A 16,220-nucleotide genomic window follows, 5' to 3' on the forward strand; every position below is an offset into this window, starting at 1 on the left:
GTTAATATGCATTTACATGCAGAATGTATGTTATTTGACGGGAGAAGGAAAGATGAAGACGACAAGCTATTACCCGGTGCTGATGACCGGCGACGTTGCCGGCACGAAGGCCTTCTATGTCGCGCATTTCAGCTTCAGGCCGCTGTTCGAAAGCGACTGGTACGTGCATCTGCAATCAACCGAGGATCGCCGCGTCAATCTCGGCATCGTCCACGGCGATCATGAAACCATTCCTGAGGAAGGGCGCGGCCGTACCTCCGGCCTGCTGATCAATTTCGAGGTCAAGAACCCGGATGCGGTCTATGAGCGGGTCATCGCCGCCGGCCTGCCGATCCTGCGAACGCTCCGCGACGAAGCCTTCGGCCAGCGCCATTTCATCACAAAAGACCCCAATGGCGTGCTGATCGACGTGATCAAGCCGATCCCGCCGAGCGCCGAGTTTCTGGAGCAGTTTGTCGAAGGCGCGGCGGCCTGAGCGAGACAGCGGCTGGCAGGAATTGTCTGTAGATATCAGCTGAAGCCTTCAGCCGCGTGGCCGGTCATGTCTTTGCGGTCTATGCTGAGCTCATCAGCCTGGGCCCATTCCATGCGTGAAATCTGCCTTGTCCGCGCACCCTCCAACCTTGGCCTGCGTCCGCTGAGGCCAGGTCATATTCCGGGGACGTGGCGTGCGCCGCAGGCGTTGACCGAAGCCGGCCTGATCGAGACGCTTTCGCCCCTCAAAATGGTTGATCTTGATCGGCCCGCCTATAGCACGGAGCCGCAGCCGGGCACCCGGCTGCGCAACGGCAATGCGATACGCAGCTTCAATCTCGGACTCGCCGAAATTGTTGCCGACGCGCTGAGACGAGGCGAGTTCCCTCTGGTCGTCGGCGGCGACTGCGCGGTCCTGCTTGGCGCGCTGGCTGGTGCACGGCGATCCGGTCCGCTGGCACTGGTCCATGTCGATGGCCATAGCGATTTCCGCCATCCGGGCAATTACGACGTCGATGCTTCACTCGGCTCGGCCGCCGGCATGGACCTTGCGCTCGCCACCGGACGTGGTGAGCCGTTGCTGACCGACTGGCCTGAGATCGCGAGCCCACTTGTTGCGGACGAACAGGTGGTTCAGATCGGCGAACGCGAGAACCGCAACCCCGACTTCGCCTGGCCCGACATCACTTCGACCGCGATGACGCTGATCGATGTTTTTGCCGTGCGGGAGCTCGGCGCGGCAGAGGTCCTGGAAAAGACCTTGACCACGCTGGCGCGAACCGGCTGGCCCTATTGGGTGCATTTCGATGTCGATGCGCTCGATCAGACGGTGATGCCTGCGGTGGATTCACCAGGCAGTCCCGGTATCGATCCCGACGATCTCGTCGCCATCCTCGCGGCGCTGGTGGCGGATCCGCGCTGCACTGGAATGGACATGACGATTTTCGATCCGGACCTCGATCCGACCGGCGAGCTGGCGGTGCTGCTGGTTTCGCTGCTTGGCCAGATGTTTGCGCCGCGATAGTTGTCAGGCCCGCGCCTCCGGCATCACCGTGACCTGAGCAATGCCGGAGCGGCGCACCACTGTGCACAGCGTTTCGCGGCCGATGCGCTCGGCGTCGAGCATGCGCACCAGATCGTCGACGCCGGTGACCGGGCGGCCGTCGATGGCGGCGATGATGTCGCCCTCTTTCAGGCCTGCGCTGGCGGCCGGGCTGTTCGCCTCGACACTGCGCAGGCGCACCGCTGTGCTGCTCGACACTTGCGACAAAAGGGCGGCGCGACGCGGCAGGGTTGTCGTGTCGGCCGAGACACCGATGAAGGCGCGGCGGACGCGGCCGAAGCGGATGATCTCGGAAATGACGAAATTGGCGGTGTTGGAGGCAACCGCGAAGGCGATGCCTTGCGCGCCATGGATCATGGCTGTGTTGACGCCGATAACCTCGCCCGCCGACGATACCAGCGGTCCGCCGGAATTGCCGGGGTTGAGCGCTGCGTCGGTCTGGATGACATCGTCGATCAGCCGGCCGGTGGAAGCACGCATCGAGCGGCCAAGCGCCGAGACGACACCTGATGTGACGGTCCATTCGAAGCCGAGCGGGTTGCCGATGGCAATGGCGATCTGGCCGCGCCGCAGGCGCTTGGAATCGCCGAGCGGCGCAATATCGGCGAAGCTGCCGTCGGCACGCACCAGCGCGATGTCGGTGTCGGGGTCGCGGCCGAGAACACGGCCTTCTCTGGAGACGCCGTCCGGCATCGTAACACGGACGCTGCGGGCATCGCCAACGACGTGGAAATTGGTGACGACCAGCCCATCCGGTGTGATGACGAAGCCGGAGCCCAGGCCGCCGGCACCACCGATGCGCTCGATGCGGCAGACGGCGGGACCGATGCGGTCCACGGCATCGGCGACCGTTGCCGAATAATCGTCGAGCAGCGCATCGTCGAACTGCAATTGCTGGGCGGGGAGGGACATGGCAGGGCTCCGTGTCTTTAGAGCAAGATGAAGGATGCCTATATGTGCGGAGCGGCCGGATCGGACGCGACCTGACCAGATGGCCAGTCCAACGCCCAACTAGCCGTCAGGCGAGTACCCGCCAACGCGCTGCCGAGCGATATCTGGGGTAGAGCGACGAGCGTCCATTGGACGCTCAAAGTGCGCTCTAAGACTTTGCGTTCTCGCACCGTGTTTTCCGAAAATCGATGCCGATTTTCGGGCCGAGGCGAAAAGACCCAGGAGACCGACATGAGCGACTTCAATCTAAGCGCATTTTCCAACGCCATAGCTGATATCGCCGCTGCAGCGGCGCCGGCGACGGCGAGCTTCGCCACGCATCAGCATCGCACCGCGACCGCCTTTCACTGGCGCGACGGCTATTTTGTCGCTGCCGAGGAGGCAGTTGAGGCCGGCGAGGAGATCGAGCTGACGCTTTCTTCGGGCGACAAGGTGAAGGCCGAGCTGGTCGGCCGCGATCCATCCACCGGGACCGCCCTTCTGAAGCCGACCGGCGCGCCGGACGTGCCGCCGCTGGCCGAGGCAGGCACGGCGCGGCCGGGCCATCTGGCCATTGCCGTCGGCAATAGCGACGGTGCGTCGCTCGCTGCATTCGGAACGGTTGGTGAGGTCGGTCCGGCCTGGCGCTCGATGCGCGGCGGCACGATCGACCGGCGCATCAATCTGGCCGTCAATGCCGGTGGCCGTTTCGAGGGCGGCCCGGTGCTCGACGCCAAGGGCGCACTGATCGGCATGCTTTTGTTCGGGCCGCGCCGGCGGGCGCTGGTCATGCCCTACGAGACGATCGAACGGGCGGTGGCGACGCTGCGCGAGAAGGGCCATGTCGCGCGCGGCTATCTCGGCGCCGGCCTGCACCCGATCCGCAACGGCGACACGCATGGCGCGATGGTGATGAGCCTCGACGACAATGGCCCGGCGAAGGCGGCCGGCCTGCATCTTGGCGACATCATCGCGTCGTGGAACGGCGAGGCCGTGCACGGCCCGCGCGAGCTGATCCGCAGGCTCGGGCCGGACAGCGCCGGCGCGTCGGTGACGCTCGGCGTGGTGCGCGGCGGCGAACGGCGCGACGTCGTGCTGACCATCGGCGAAAAGCCGCTAAACTGAGAAGATCGATGGCAAGTCACAGGGTCACGGGGCGGCGGCTGACGGTGCTGATCGCGCTCGATGACGTCGTGCGCGCCGAGCACCTGTCCACCGCGCTTGCCGCGACCGGCGATCTGCTGCCGATTGTGGCCGGTAGCAGCAATAGCGCCGACAGAGCGGATGTCGCGATCGTCGATGGCGTTTACCTGGAAAGAGGGGGCGTGGAAGGCGGGCCCAGCGATCCCGCGATACCTCGGGTGCTCCTGTCGCAACGAGCGAGCCGGCAGCGGCCGGCCGATACCGTGTTTGCCGTGCTGCCGCCGGCAGTGGACGATCTGCTGATCGCTGCCGCCGCGCGACTGGCGGCGGCTGGCTATCGGATCTCGGGCGAGGGCCGCCCCTTGTCCGATCGACATGACGATTTCGCCTTCCATGACGACGATCTCTCCGACGAGGAGCCGGTCGGCGACAGCGCCAGCCGGCCAGTGCTGTCGCCGCGCGAGAGCGAAGTGCTGGCGCTTTTGGCCGAGGGCGCGCCCAACAAGGTGATCGCGCGGCGCCTGAACATTTCCGTGCATACGGCGAAGTTCCACGTCGCGGCGATCCTGATCAAACTAGGTGCGGCCAACCGCACCGACGCCATCGCCATCGCCATGCGACAAGGCCTGGTGCTGGTTTAGTGAATGACGTCCCAAGGCAGGATGTCGGGCGACCATTGTCAAAGTTTGCGCCGCCCCTCATCCGCCTGCCGGCACCTTCTCCCCGTACAGTGACGGGGAGAAGGAAGCTGAACGCAGCCACGGCTCAATTCTTGCGACTCTGCCAGTTGGCGAAAAGCTGTGATCAGGCGTCCTTCTCCCCGTCACTATACGGGGAGAAGTGCCCGGCAGGGCGATGAGGGGCAGCGCAACGCCGCGAGAATCCTCCGCAGCGTCACCACCTCTCGATGCTCCCCGCTCTTGTGTCGGGCGACGGCACGCGGCAAGGATTGTGCAAAGAGGCCGGCACAGGAAAGGCGCAAGACATGTCGCTCAAGGGAAAGACGCTGTTCATCTCCGGCGGGTCGCGCGGCATCGGGCTGGCGATCGCGCTGCGCGCCGCGCGCGACGGCGCCAATGTGACCATCGCGGCCAAGACCGCCGAGCCCCACCCGAAGCTGCCGGGCACGATCTATACGGCGGCTGAGGAGATCGAGCAGGCCGGCGGCAAGGCATTGCCGATGCTGTGCGACATACGCGAGGAGGGGCAGGTGGCCGAGGCGGTCGCCAGAACCGTCGAAAAATTCGGCGGCATCGACATCTGCATCAACAATGCCAGCGCCATCCAACTCACCGGCACGCTGGAAACCGACATGAAGCGCTACGACCTGATGCACCAGATCAACACACGCGGCACGTTCCTGGTTTCCAAAATGTGCATTCCGCACCTGAAGTTGGCCGACAATCCTCACATCTTGAATCTGGCGCCGCCGCTCGACATGAAGGCCAAATGGTTCAAGAACCATGTCGCCTATACGATGGCCAAATTCGGCATGTCGATGTGCACGCTGGGCATGAGCGCGGAGTTCGCCAGGGACGGCATCGCCGTCAATTCGCTGTGGCCGATCTCGACGATCGACACGGCAGCGGTGCGCAATCTTCTGGGCGGGGCGACAGTGGCGGCGATGAGCCGTTCGCCCGATATCATGGCCGATGCCGCGCATGCGATCCTGCTCAAGCCGTCGCGCGAAGCGACCGGCAATTTCTACATCGACGAGGAGGTGCTGCGCGCCGAGGGCGTCAGCGATTTTTCGATCTATGCGCCTGACGCGACAGGTCCGCTTGCCGGCGATTTCTTCGTGCCGGACGAGGTGTTTGCGAATTCGAAAACCAACGTGAAAAATATCTACTGACTGGCACCGGCATAGCCCTCGTTTCCCAGCCGAAGCCGGAAACAAAACCCCGCCGGCGAGGGGATACCGGCGGGGCTCATGTGTCCCGCTGGAGTCGGGACAGGGCAGGGAAGCCCTAGCCAGAATCTGGGGTGGACGACCTCGCGATTCAATGCCTGGTTAAATCGCGACTTACATTCTCCTTCAACCTCGGCTGATTGCCGGAAATTGCCCAACCCGGAGAAACCGGGGTGGGCTATGTCTTCCCGCATAGATTCCAGAAACCAGTTCAGGTTTCTGAAACTGCGAGTTAATTCGCGCTGGCGACCGGCGCCACCAGCGAGGTGATGCGGCGGATGGCGACGCGACGGTTCTCGCGCTCCGGCTCAGACGTATCGACCTTGAGATACTCCTCGCCATAGCCCTGTGTCGTCAGGTTCTCCGGCGGGATGCTGAAGGCATTGCTCAGAGCTTCGGCGACCGCCTCCGCGCGACGGTCGGACAGAGCGAGGTTCGCCTCCGGCTTGCCGACGGCATCGGTATGGCCTTCGATCAGGAAGGTTTCCGCCGGGTTCTTCTCCAGCAGCTTCTCCATGGCGCTGGCGACGCCTTCCAGTTTCTGCACCTCGGTTTCGGGGATCGAGGCTGAACCGAATTCGAAGTTCAGCGAGTCGAGGTCGATGCGGCGGGCGATGTCGCGCACGCGGGCCGAGCGCTTGACCTCGTCGATCGAGTAGAGGCGCTGCACCCTCTCCACCGGCGGCTGTTCAAGGAAGGCATAGTAGTCGTCCGGATCCTCGACCTCCTCGGAATCCAGAATGTACTCCTCGCGCGGAATGTCGATCCGAATCGGCGGCAGGTCGTCGCCTGGATCGCGCCAGTCGCCATCGTCCTCATAGTGCCGCTCGTCGACATAGCTCAGCACATATTCGCGTCCGTCGGGCGCGATGCGTGAACGCTGGACGACGTCGCCGTAGCGGTTGCGGATGGTGACGATCTGGATACCATTGTCACGCTCGACGATTTCCCGAGTGCGATTGCTCGACAACTCCTCATAGTAGACGTTCCGCGCGCCACGCCGCATGCGCGGCGCATCGTCGCTTTCCACGATCGTCTGGTTGTTGAACTGGAGGATAACGCGGTCGCCGAGTTCCCTGACGACGTCGACCCCGCGCGGGCGTTCCCGACGGCGGCGAATGTTTTCCTCGTCGGGCGCACGCTCAACGCGTCTGCCCTTTTCCTCCGTCGCCCGAACCATCCTCTCAAGCTTGATCGCCTGCTGGGCCGCCCTGTCATCGGTGGGCGGCGGTCCCTGATCGACCGGAGCCGGCCTCGGGGCTTCCGCCTGTTCGCCGTTCTGCTGCGTCGGCTGTCCACCCGCGTCCTGGCCGCTGGTTTCTTGCGCGTTGTCCCTGCCGCCCCTGCGCTTGCGCACGGCATCCTTCTGGCTGTCGAACACGGGAGCCTCGCCCTGGGCCGGACCTTCGCCTTCGGCGGGCGCGGCCTGCTCGCGCTCGGCGGGCTGCTCGCCTGTCACCGGCTGTTCGTCGATAGGCTTCTTGCGGCGGTCCTTAGCCTGATCCCGGGGCTGTTCGCCCTCGGCGGGAGCCGTTTGCTGGTCGGTCGGAAGCGGTTCGGCCTGCTCGCCGGCTTCCTTCCTGGCTGGCTGTTCGGATGGTGCGGCTTCGATCTGCTGATCCTGCTCCTGCTTCTTCCTGCGCGGCGTGACCTGCTCGTTGTCATTTGCAGGTGTGGCGTTTTCGCGAGGCGCAGCCTGCTCGGCTTCCTCCTGCTGTTGCCGGTCGCGCTTCTTTCTGCGCGGTTCGGGCTGTTCGTCGCTGGCAGGCGCCCCCTGCTCGGCGGGCTTTTCGGCTGGTGCGGCTTCCTCCTGCTGTTGCCGGTCGCGCTTCTTCCTGCGCGGCTGTTCGTCGCTGGCAGGTGCGGCCTGCTCGGCGGGCCGTTCGGCCGGTGCGGCTTCCTCCTGCTGTTGCCGGTCACGCTTCTTCCTGCGCGGCTCGGGCTGTTCGTCGCTGGCAGGTGCGGCCTGCTCGGCGGGCCGTTCGGCCGGTGCGGCTTCCTCCTGCTGTTGCCGGTCACGCTTCTTTCTGCGCGGCTCGGGCTGTTCGTCGCTCGCAGGTGCGGCCCGCTCGGCGGGTGCGGCTTCCTCTTGCTGTTGCTGCTCGCGCTTCTTCCTGCGCTGACCGCCCTGCTGCTCCTCGCCGGAAGGCGCGGCCTGTTCCTCGCGCTTCTTGCGAGGCTTCTGCTCCGGTTCCGCCTGCGGTGCGCAGCCTTCCGCCGACTCGCCTTCGGGGCAATTCGATTGCACGGGGATCAACGGCGTGGCGGTACTCTGCGGTGGGTCGAACGCGGCGCTGCCCTGCAACGGGAATGCGCCCAACGGCGCGGACGCCATCAGCAGGCCAAGTGCCGTGCCTGCCAGAATCCGTGGTTGGCGTTTCATTAAAAATCCTCCTTTGGCGTCCCATCCCGGCCCAAACTGTTCATCAACCGGATTGGTTCCGGCTAGCGGGCATTAACGGCTACGAAGGGCAATTGGCCGGCGTTTTGAAGGCGACTTCGTGTTATTCCTATGGTGCCGGCCTATGGGGCTGGCCGGGTCTGCGTCTGTTGCGGTGCTTGACCTTCACCCTGCCAGGGGCCACATCCCGTCGATGGAAACGCCGTTCTGGAAAACCAAGACGCTCGAGGCGATGACCCCGGCCGAGTGGGAATCGCTTTGCGACGGCTGCGGCAAATGCTGCCTGTCGAAACTCGAGGACGAAGACACCGGCGCGATTTACTGGACGAGCGTCGGCTGCCGGCTGTTCGACGCCGAAACCTGTCGCTGTTCCGATTATGCCAACCGGTTGGCGCGCGTCCCGGACTGCGTCGGTCTGACGCCGCAGAATGTGCGCACCATCAGTTGGCTGCCCAAAACCTGCGCCTACCGGCTGGTCGCCGAGGGCCACGATCTCTACTGGTGGCACAGGCTGGTGTCAGGCAGTGCCGAGACGGTGCATGAGGCCGGCATCTCAATGCGGGGCCGGGTCAGCGCCAGCGAGACCGATCTTGCCGAGCCCGACGACTATTTCGAGCACATGCTGGACGACGAGCCCTAGCGACGGGCCTTCAGGACCCGGAACCGGCTGCCCGACACCGCGTTTTCTATCCAATGGTTCAGAACCGACCGGATTGTTCAGAACCGGAAGCCGAGAAGACTGCGCAATTGCTTGTTGCTACATGAACCAGAAATGAACGGCCGGTTCGTAGAAAGTTCAGATACGCAAGCGCATTCTCCTCGCCATCGGTAAGACACATTGGTTCGATCAAAGGCGGGCGGAAGCCCTGAACAAGGAGAGAAGACATGTTCAACACGATCAAGACGGCGGCCTTTTCGGCGCTTATCGGCCTCGGCACGCTTGCCGCCATTCCCGCCACAGCCCATGCAGACAGCATCTACCTCGGCTTCGGCAACGATGACGATCCGCGCGTCGGCGTCTATTCCGGCGATGATGACGATGGTTACTACCGCGAACGCCGCCGCGAACGCGACTGGCGCCGGTCTTGCTCGCCAAACCGTGCTCTCGGCAAGGCAGAGCGCATGGGTCTGCGCCGTGCCCGTATCATCGACGTCGGCCGCCGCACCGTGAAAGTAGCGGGCCGCCAGTATGGCGACCGCGTCGTGGTCGTGTTCGCCAATGAGCGCGGCTGCCCGGTCCTCTACCGGTAAGCGTTCGCACGTTGCCTACCGGCACGGCCTGCCTGTCAGTATGACCTTCTGCGAAGGTCAGCTTTAGGGACATGACCTTCCCAGAAGGTCGGTCTGGAGACACGACCTTCGCAGAAGGTCGGTCTGGAGTAGAGCCCCCTGAGATAGAAGGGTGCGGCTCGAAAAACCCCGGAGGACCAGTCCTCGGGGGTTTTTTTAATGCAGCAAAGTCAATGTTGCCGGTTACCCGCACTTCAGCGGGCGGTCACTTCAACTCGAAAGTGACTGTGACCTGCACCGTGTAGGAATTCTCGCCAGCCTGCACCGGAACCGATTCGCGGGCCGCATCAAAGGCCTTGGCGGTCATCGGTATCGGCGGCGGCGCGACGTTCTGGTCGGTGATTTCCAGCACCCGCCCGATGCTGACGCCGGCGGCTTCGGCCAGCGTCCTGGCCTTGGCCATTGCGTCGGCGACCGCCTTCTTGCGGGCTTCGGTGACAGTTGCCGTTGGATCCTCGTTGGAGAACGAGATGCCGCCGCCCTGGTTGACGCCGAGCGATACCGCCTTGTCGAGAATCTCGCCTGTCTTGTCGATGTCGCGGATGCGCACCGAAAGCGTGTTGGTCACCTGGTAGGCGATGAGTTCGGCTTCCTGGCTGCCGTCCGGCTTGTTGGTATAATTGTAGCGCGGGCTGATCTGGATGCCGGCTGTCTGCAGGTCGCGCTCCTTGATGCCGGCCGACTTCATTGCGGCGATCACCGATGCCATGGCGTCGTTGTTGGCATCGAGCGCGGCACGCGCGGTCTTGGCCTCGCGCATGACGCTGAGCGTCAGCAGCGCCAGATCGGGGGCCGCGGTCGCTTCGCCTTCGCCAGTGACGACGATGCGGGGCGGCGGCGGCGAATCGGCCGCGCCGGCCATCGCCGGAAAAGCGATTGCGGCGGCGAGCGCCAACGGCAAAAGATGTCTGGTCATAAAAGTCTCCTCGGTCTGCGATCCAGTCGCGCTTGTCGACTACCGCATCGGCATAAAAATCGGAATCGATTTTCGGGAAGCGCGATTGCGTAGATTCAAAGCGTTAGAGCGTTTTTTGCGCGTCTAAGTGGACGCACCTCGCTCTAATGTCTGAATATGGGCTGATTTGGACGATTTCGGCCAGCCCATCCGGAAAGCCTTGTGCGGTTCGGGGAAAAACATTAATCCAGCCGCGTGTGGGGCCTGTAGCTCAATGGTTAGAGCCGGCGGCTCATAACCGCTTGGTTGGGGGTTCGAGTCCCTCCGGGCCCACCATAACCATTGTTTTTATTCACAAAAAGTGCCCTCGGCCCAAAACGTTTTGGGCCCATTATGGGCCCAAAGCAGGACCGTGGTCCCGGTTTGTTCCGACTCGATTTGATTATCTGACGATGCGGAGGTTTGCCCGCCGCTTCATGGCGTCGCGTTTGGCCTCGCGCTCGTTGATGGCACGAGCAATATCAACCGCGATCCGCTTCTTATTGGCCTCACGCACATACTCATCTGTTACCGTCATGGAGGAATGACCCATCGCCTCCATGATGGCGCGCGCCTGGATGTTGCATTCAGCGAGGTAGGTGCCGAAGGTGCGGCGCAGGCCATGAAGCGTGTAGCCGCTTGGAATTCCCGCCTGCCGCGTCCAGTGCTGCATCATGCCGGTCAGGCTCTTTTCCGAGAATGACCTGCCATAGGCGTTCTTTAAGACCGTGCCGCCTCTCGAGCGATCGAGCAGGTCCAAGGCCGTTGCTAGTTTGTCTACGACTGGAATGAACATCTCCCGCCCGCCATGGCGGTTGCGGTTCTTCTTCTGGCGGAAATCAAAGGCCTCGATTAGCACCAGCGAGCCGTCGAACAGTTCGATCTCTTCGGTTAAAAGATCGTCCCACTCAAGAGCAGCGATATCGCCGCGCCGATTTCCAAGCCAGAACCCCAGTGCATAGCAGGTGCGCGCGGCTGTACCGATGGGGTGTCGCTCCTCGAACTTTTCGCGCATCGCAATTGGCCAAGCTGGGTTCTTGGTCGATTTGGGCACCCGCACGCGGATAGATAGCGACGGATCATCCTGCGGCTTGATCCATTTTTCGACATCGGTCGCGACCCATAGAAGCTTCTTGATGGCGACCAACGTGTGTTTGGCGACTGTGCGGTTCGTCCTGAAGATGCCTTCAATGATGGCGCGAAGCCGATCCGCGTCGAGATGTTCAACAGGAGTATTGCGCCAGGTGAGTGGGTAGTTGGGATCGACCGGCAGGTTGAGAAAACGCTCAATCAGTCGCGCATTCTTCTGCTGCGTGGCTTCATCAAAGCCCAACCACTCCATTGTCGTTTCAAGCCGGCGCGCGGCATGACCAAAGGTTTTTGGCAGTGCCCGACCGGGCAAATCGACGATAACTGCCTTCTTGCCTTGACCCTGCGTGGCCTTCTCGTAAGCCGCCTCGAACTCGGGATCGCCGGGCTTACCGGGAAGGCGGATTTCAGGCATGCCCTTTGCGCGGTAGCGATAGATTAGCTTGCCGTTCTTGAGGCGCGAAGATACCCCAGGGTAACGGGCATCCTTAAATGGCCGAGCCATCAAATGCTCCTTTCAGTCCGGGGGACCCTTTCAGACTCGCCCGTAGCGAAAGGGTTTTGCTTTTGATGGCAACGCGCAGGAGCACCGGGTAACGAAACCCTCTTCCTTGCTCTATGCCTTCAAAGGTGCGCCTCGGTATTCCCAGTACCTTGGCCGCGGCTTCGGCAGTAAACCCTTCCTTTGCCCGCCATGCTTTCACGTCTTGCGCAAGTTTCTCATTCTCGTTCACATCATGCCTTCCGCACGGGCTATCATCGTACTACGCCTGCAGCGTATACGCAACGAGCGTAGTTGCTATCTTTTTTCCACGCCCCGTTTGCTTCGTTCCAACAGCTCTTGAAGGCCGCTGTCTTTGTCCGGCAACGAGGTGAAAGCGATATCCAAGGCTACACGATCCCAGACAGCGCGGCTATTGATGCGCTTGGGCTTTGGCATACGCCCATCGGCAACCATCTCGTCAAAAAGCGTCGATCCGACACCGATGTAACGAGCTGCTTCCTCACGAGATAGCCCTCGTGGGGGATACGAGATTGCGTCACTCTTCATGGACGCTGCCTCGGTCCTGATACTCCGGGCGGGTTGGTGTCGAAGCACAAAGCCGCATCCTAGTTGCCATTTCGCTGCGAGCAGATCGTGTTGGGCTAAAATAAGAAGAGCCTCGTTAAGCGGAAGCGGCCTGACTAGCTCGTGCGGCGTAAACTGGTAGCAACGTGTGGACTGTGGATCACGGGAGGAGAGCGTTTCTAAGCGGACTCGTGGGGCAAGTCGGTGGACGGCTACATTGCATTGTGCACGACCGGGGCTAACCACCTGCGACATCCCGCTGGCCCTCTTGCGCACCCTCCCTCAGTGTCGAAATCGGAGCCGTTATCCCGAGGACCGTCGAAAAACCGCCGTCGCAGAGTTGCCACTCTTTGGTGCTGAAACCGATATTTCTAATCATATCGGTTTTAACTCATCGCTCAAACTTTAGATGGAGCAAGGCAATTTCGGCTCGTCGATCGAAGTCGACGAGGGCGCCGCACAACGATTGGCAGCTTTGCGCCAGGAGTGGCGATCAGCGAGCCACTACTCAGACGTCCCGTTTGGGCCGACAGTAGGCGGTCGGGTCTTGGCGAATGAAGATACGAAAGCAGCCGGTCACCGACGTGCTTCGCATGGCGTCCGGCTTCTCTGTTAGGATGTGTTTGAAAGACGATCGCTGCATGGTCCAAGTTTCGCCCTCGACACCAGCTCTCGATCTGGACATTAAGAAAAGTCCGCAGTGTTCGGAAGAATTCCGAACTCTACGGCCGCATCGTCAACGACATTGCGCCTGATCTGATGAGAGACAGGTACACTTTCAAGGACTTGTCGGATTTCGAATACAGGGCTCGCGACGAATCGATCGGGCGGGCGTACATGGGGCACATCTATTGGACGGAGATGCTGTACCGGGCGCATATGGCTTCGGTCGCATCGGTGTTCCGTACGTCCAGGTGGATCAAGGTGGCGGTCCGCGAACATGAGGCGGGAAGTCTATATGGCTGCGCGTCGGCGTGTAGAAGCCTGATCGAATCCGCAGGCGATATAAACCACAGCCTGGGACCAGTGGCCCGGACGCTCGCCTACAACAAGGATGCGATACGAGCCGAGATTTCGGGTCAGGCTGGGGAGCCCATGCTGTCCGCTAAGGAGTTGGAAGACACGCTGATACACTTCACGCATGCCCGGAAGGTGCTGAAGACCGAAAAGACACCGGCAGTCGCAAGGCGATGCAGACCTTCCAGTACGTCGACCACGTGGATGGAATGAAGATTCCCGGCATAAAGCCGTTCCTACGCGAAACTTTGCGAGATCGGTCACCCGGCTGCCGACTCCGTGTCGGTGACCTTCGTTGCCAATGCCGGAGCCTGGATCGTAGACCCCGGCAACGAGATCGTCGTTCTCAAGGCGTTGCTCGCTGAACGGCAAGATACTCTCTCGGGCGTGCTAATGGCGTCGTTCAATGCCCCGCTCTTAATCCTAAGAACCCTTCACGCGTTCGATCTTTTCACGAGGCTGCGTAAGTACCATTTCGATGAAATTCCTGAGTGGAAGAAGATCCAAACCGCGCTGCGATCGTAGGCCATGAGCGGATCGAAAGACGTTCCGCCTTTCGACACGCATGGCGTGGATATTCGGTCTGCTAATCCTTCGAACACTTGCGTTCGGGCCCTCACGTCTCGCATAACTGCCATCACGAGGGGGAGGATTCGATGGTCGAGCAGGTCATTCAGGTCGCGGTGCACGACCTGAAGAGGAATTCCGAGAGTTTTGAAACGGTGTCGGGTAACGCGCACCTCAAGGTCTCGGAAACGGTGGAGCGCGTGGTCGGCGAGCTGCACGCCATGTATGCGAGCCGCGCCTCGAAGTCTCACGGGCGCTTCGCGGCAAGCTCCGACAACTATCCGGCACAGACCTATCTTGACGAGTTCCGGAAGGGCGACTTCAAGGACTTCGCCACGCTCACGGCCAAGCTGATGACGACACTGACCGTTCAGGCGCGCCGAAAGCCCGGGGCGACGGGCGGTCACGTCCTTTTCGCGCATCTCGAGAAGGACGAGCAACGGTTTCTGCTAGTGGCGATCATCAACGACAAGCTCGGTGCGGCGCTCACCAAAAGCTTTGACATCGCGTCAGTCGAACACCTCGACCTCGACGGCTTCCGCTTCGCCGGCCGGATCAACATGACGGCATGGACTAACTCGGCGGACCGTTACATCGGCTTCCTAAAGGGCAAGGGGAACGTCGCCGAGTACTTCAAGGAGTTCCTCGGTTGCGACAGCACCGTTCAGGACCTCGAGGATACCAGGACACTGGTGCGCGTGCTGAACGGTTTCGCCGAGCCGGCGAAGGGCTTCGTGAAGGACAAGCAAGCTTTCCTGCAGAAGGCGTACGACATCTGCCAGCGATACATCCGGGACAACGAGCCTTTGGATCTCGAGACATTCTCCAACGAGCTCTTTCCAGAGAACCCGAAAGAACTCGCCAAATCGCTCGGAGATCCGGATGTCGGACTTGGCGACGGCTTCGTTCCGAAGAAGCGAGCGCTGTCGCCGATGGTGAAGTTCTCCGCGAAGACGCGGCTCTGGTCGGTCGAATTCAATCGGCAAGCCCTTACCGACGGCAAGATCGTCTATAACGACGACAAGAAGACCCTGACCTTCACCGAACTCCCTCCCGACCTGATCGAAAGACTGGAACACGATCAGGAGTAGCGTAGCCTCATGATCACGTTCGACCAGCTGATAGCACTCTACCGCAACACGGAGTTCTCGAAAGATGGCTCCGCGGGAAAGTTGACGGTCCGCGATTACAGCATTGTGGAAACGCTGAAGCAGATTGAAAGCGATGAGAAGGCTTTCGACGACGCGGCATTCACGGTCGACTCAGCGTCGGCGGTCGTCATAGGCGCGACAGTTAGCGTCGAAATCGGCGCTCCACGCACAGGACTTGGCTTCCTCGCGCTCACCCTCGACCGGCTGCTCGAGAACCGTCGCAACCGCATAGCCGAGCCGGAGCGCTATTACCTGATCGAGGAGAGGTTCGCCTACAACGATACCGTCGTTCCCGACGCCGTCGCGCGCTACCGGAACGCATTGCGCCTGGTCCGCACCTTAAAAGAGGCGGCTGCGTTTCTCGACCCGTACCAGGCGGAGATGCTGTTCCTCGGCTCGATCCGGCTGATGGTCCGTGTAGACTTCAGGTCATCGGACCTTGTCTCCGTAAACTCCATACTGGTCGACGAGTTCGAGAACTTCGTCATGCAGAAGGTGCACAAGGACCAGAAGGCTGCGATCGTTGCTACCACGCTCATCGAGACGTGTCGCACCCATCCCGAAGGCGAGCGCTTCAGGTACCTTCTTCGACACTTTCGGGACTTCGTCACAAAGTGCGAGGACAGCTATAGGCTGTTCGCGTCGGAGTTCTCGTACGACAAGATCCGGGGGAAGGCGGAAGAGGCCATCGCGGACTACACCGGTAAGATCCATAAGACATTCCATGACATCCAGAACCAGATAATGGGCATTCCCGTCGCGAGTGTGATCATCGCCACGCAGCTCAAGCCCGCAACTCAATGCGACGTGAATTTCTGGGCAAACCTCGCCATCTCGCTCGGTGCAACGCTGTTCGTTGCCCTCCTGGCGTTTGCCATCGTCAACCAGCTGCTGACGCTGTCGACGATAGACGACGATCTGACCCGACAGAAGACCAAGCTGAAGGGCGATTACTCGGTCGTCGCCGCGGAGTTCCTCCCTCTTTATCGCAAGCTGGAAAACCGGATTACACTTCACCGATTCGTCCTTGGCATCATCCTTGTCGTCTGCGGGCTCGGGGCGCTACTCACCTGGCGCATTTATTTCCAGCTGACAACTCTGATGCCGTGGGCGTGCTGAGAGCGCCGTTCGGGTCACGCCATAGAAGCGAGATTCGTTCGATTGGGGCACTATGGGCCATGTG

At 61.7% G+C, this 16,220-nt stretch carries 17 protein-coding genes and 1 tRNA gene; 12 read left to right on the forward strand and 6 right to left on the reverse strand.

All coding sequences use genetic code 11. From position 1 onward, the window contains the following. The first annotated feature begins 52 nt into the window (after positions 1-52). Both BLT09_RS17420 and BLT09_RS17425 read left to right on the forward strand, forming a co-directional pair. Positions 53-475: a VOC family protein gene (locus BLT09_RS17420; protein WP_091595063.1), complete on the forward strand. Its 423-nt coding sequence runs from the start codon at positions 53-55 to the stop codon at positions 473-475. Between the two features lie 111 nt (positions 476-586). Continuing rightward, positions 587-1,498: an arginase family protein gene (locus tag BLT09_RS17425; RefSeq protein ID WP_208602515.1), complete on the forward strand. Its 912-nt coding sequence runs from the start codon at positions 587-589 to the stop codon at positions 1,496-1,498. Positions 1,499-1,501: 3 nt separating this feature from the next. On the opposite strand, the gene BLT09_RS17430 is transcribed toward BLT09_RS17425, so the two are convergent. Then, entirely contained in the window at positions 1,502-2,449 is a 948-nt protein-coding gene (locus BLT09_RS17430) for a S1C family serine protease (RefSeq protein ID WP_091595065.1), read from the reverse strand. A 270-nt stretch (positions 2,450-2,719) separates the two neighbouring features. On the opposite strand from BLT09_RS17430, the gene BLT09_RS17435 reads away from it, so the two are divergent. From BLT09_RS17435 to BLT09_RS17445, 3 genes are all read left to right on the forward strand, one after another. Then, the gene (locus BLT09_RS17435) at positions 2,720-3,592 is read left to right on the forward strand and encodes a S1C family serine protease (RefSeq protein WP_091595067.1); all 873 of its coding nucleotides are present in this window, start codon (positions 2,720-2,722) and stop codon (positions 3,590-3,592) included. Positions 3,593-3,600: 8 nt separating this feature from the next. Beyond that, entirely contained in the window at positions 3,601-4,251 is a 651-nt protein-coding gene (locus BLT09_RS17440) for a helix-turn-helix transcriptional regulator (protein WP_091595069.1), read from the forward strand. 344 nt (positions 4,252-4,595) lie between these two features. After that, complete coding sequence (locus BLT09_RS17445; protein WP_091595071.1) at positions 4,596-5,462, forward strand: SDR family oxidoreductase; 867 nt, start codon at positions 4,596-4,598, stop codon at positions 5,460-5,462. A gap of 289 nt (positions 5,463-5,751) precedes the next feature. On the opposite strand, the gene BLT09_RS17450 is transcribed toward BLT09_RS17445, so the two are convergent. Beyond that, on the reverse strand, positions 5,752-7,902 hold the full coding sequence (locus BLT09_RS17450) for an OmpA family protein (protein ID WP_091595073.1): 2,151 nt from the start codon (positions 7,900-7,902) through the stop codon (positions 5,752-5,754). A gap of 211 nt (positions 7,903-8,113) precedes the next feature. On the opposite strand from BLT09_RS17450, the gene BLT09_RS17455 reads away from it, so the two are divergent. Both BLT09_RS17455 and BLT09_RS17460 read left to right on the forward strand, forming a co-directional pair. Beyond that, positions 8,114-8,560, forward strand: a complete 447-nt coding sequence (locus BLT09_RS17455; protein WP_091595075.1) for a YcgN family cysteine cluster protein — start codon at positions 8,114-8,116, stop codon at positions 8,558-8,560. Between the two features lie 245 nt (positions 8,561-8,805). Then, positions 8,806-9,171: a hypothetical protein gene (locus BLT09_RS17460; RefSeq protein ID WP_091595077.1), complete on the forward strand. Its 366-nt coding sequence runs from the start codon at positions 8,806-8,808 to the stop codon at positions 9,169-9,171. A gap of 244 nt (positions 9,172-9,415) precedes the next feature. Here the strand turns inward: BLT09_RS17460 and BLT09_RS17465 are convergent, their stop codons facing one another. Then, on the reverse strand, positions 9,416-10,126 hold the full coding sequence (locus tag BLT09_RS17465; protein WP_027151186.1) for an SIMPL domain-containing protein: 711 nt from the start codon (positions 10,124-10,126) through the stop codon (positions 9,416-9,418). 239 nt (positions 10,127-10,365) lie between these two features. On the opposite strand from BLT09_RS17465, the gene BLT09_RS17470 reads away from it, so the two are divergent. After that, positions 10,366-10,441: transfer RNA gene (locus BLT09_RS17470), tRNA-Ile, on the forward strand. A gap of 106 nt (positions 10,442-10,547) precedes the next feature. On the opposite strand, the gene BLT09_RS17475 is transcribed toward BLT09_RS17470, so the two are convergent. The 3 genes from BLT09_RS17475 to BLT09_RS17485 all read right to left on the reverse strand — a co-directional run bounded on the left by BLT09_RS17475 (position 10,548) and on the right by BLT09_RS17485 (position 12,284). Beyond that, on the reverse strand, positions 10,548-11,738 hold the full coding sequence (locus tag BLT09_RS17475) for a tyrosine-type recombinase/integrase (RefSeq protein WP_091595079.1): 1,191 nt from the start codon (positions 11,736-11,738) through the stop codon (positions 10,548-10,550). Next, positions 11,722-11,967 carry a helix-turn-helix domain-containing protein gene (locus BLT09_RS17480; protein WP_236387255.1) on the reverse strand — a complete coding sequence of 82 codons (246 nt, stop codon included), beginning with the start codon at positions 11,965-11,967 and terminating at the stop codon, positions 11,722-11,724. The genes BLT09_RS17475 and BLT09_RS17480 overlap by 17 nt, the downstream gene beginning before the upstream one ends. Positions 11,968-12,032: 65 nt before the next feature. Further along, complete coding sequence (locus BLT09_RS17485) at positions 12,033-12,284, reverse strand: helix-turn-helix transcriptional regulator (RefSeq protein WP_091595315.1); 252 nt, start codon at positions 12,282-12,284, stop codon at positions 12,033-12,035. Between the two features lie 855 nt (positions 12,285-13,139). On the opposite strand from BLT09_RS17485, the gene BLT09_RS17490 reads away from it, so the two are divergent. The 4 genes from BLT09_RS17490 to BLT09_RS17505 all read left to right on the forward strand — a co-directional run bounded on the left by BLT09_RS17490 (position 13,140) and on the right by BLT09_RS17505 (position 16,156). Then, the gene (locus tag BLT09_RS17490) at positions 13,140-13,532 is read left to right on the forward strand and encodes a hypothetical protein (protein ID WP_126034263.1); all 393 of its coding nucleotides are present in this window, start codon (positions 13,140-13,142) and stop codon (positions 13,530-13,532) included. A gap of 66 nt (positions 13,533-13,598) precedes the next feature. Then, the gene (locus BLT09_RS17495) at positions 13,599-13,844 is read left to right on the forward strand and encodes a hypothetical protein (RefSeq protein ID WP_126034262.1); all 246 of its coding nucleotides are present in this window, start codon (positions 13,599-13,601) and stop codon (positions 13,842-13,844) included. A gap of 131 nt (positions 13,845-13,975) precedes the next feature. Beyond that, a complete protein-coding gene (locus BLT09_RS17500; protein ID WP_091595086.1) occupies positions 13,976-14,977 on the forward strand; it encodes a nucleoid-associated protein in 1,002 nt (333 codons plus the stop codon). A gap of 9 nt (positions 14,978-14,986) precedes the next feature. Continuing rightward, positions 14,987-16,156 carry a hypothetical protein gene (locus tag BLT09_RS17505; protein WP_091595088.1) on the forward strand — a complete coding sequence of 390 codons (1,170 nt, stop codon included), beginning with the start codon at positions 14,987-14,989 and terminating at the stop codon, positions 16,154-16,156. Positions 16,157-16,220 lie beyond the last annotated feature (64 nt).

It is taken from the genome of Mesorhizobium muleiense (assembly GCF_900099905.1).
Taxonomy (GTDB): Bacteria; Pseudomonadota; Alphaproteobacteria; order Rhizobiales; family Rhizobiaceae; genus Mesorhizobium; species Mesorhizobium muleiense.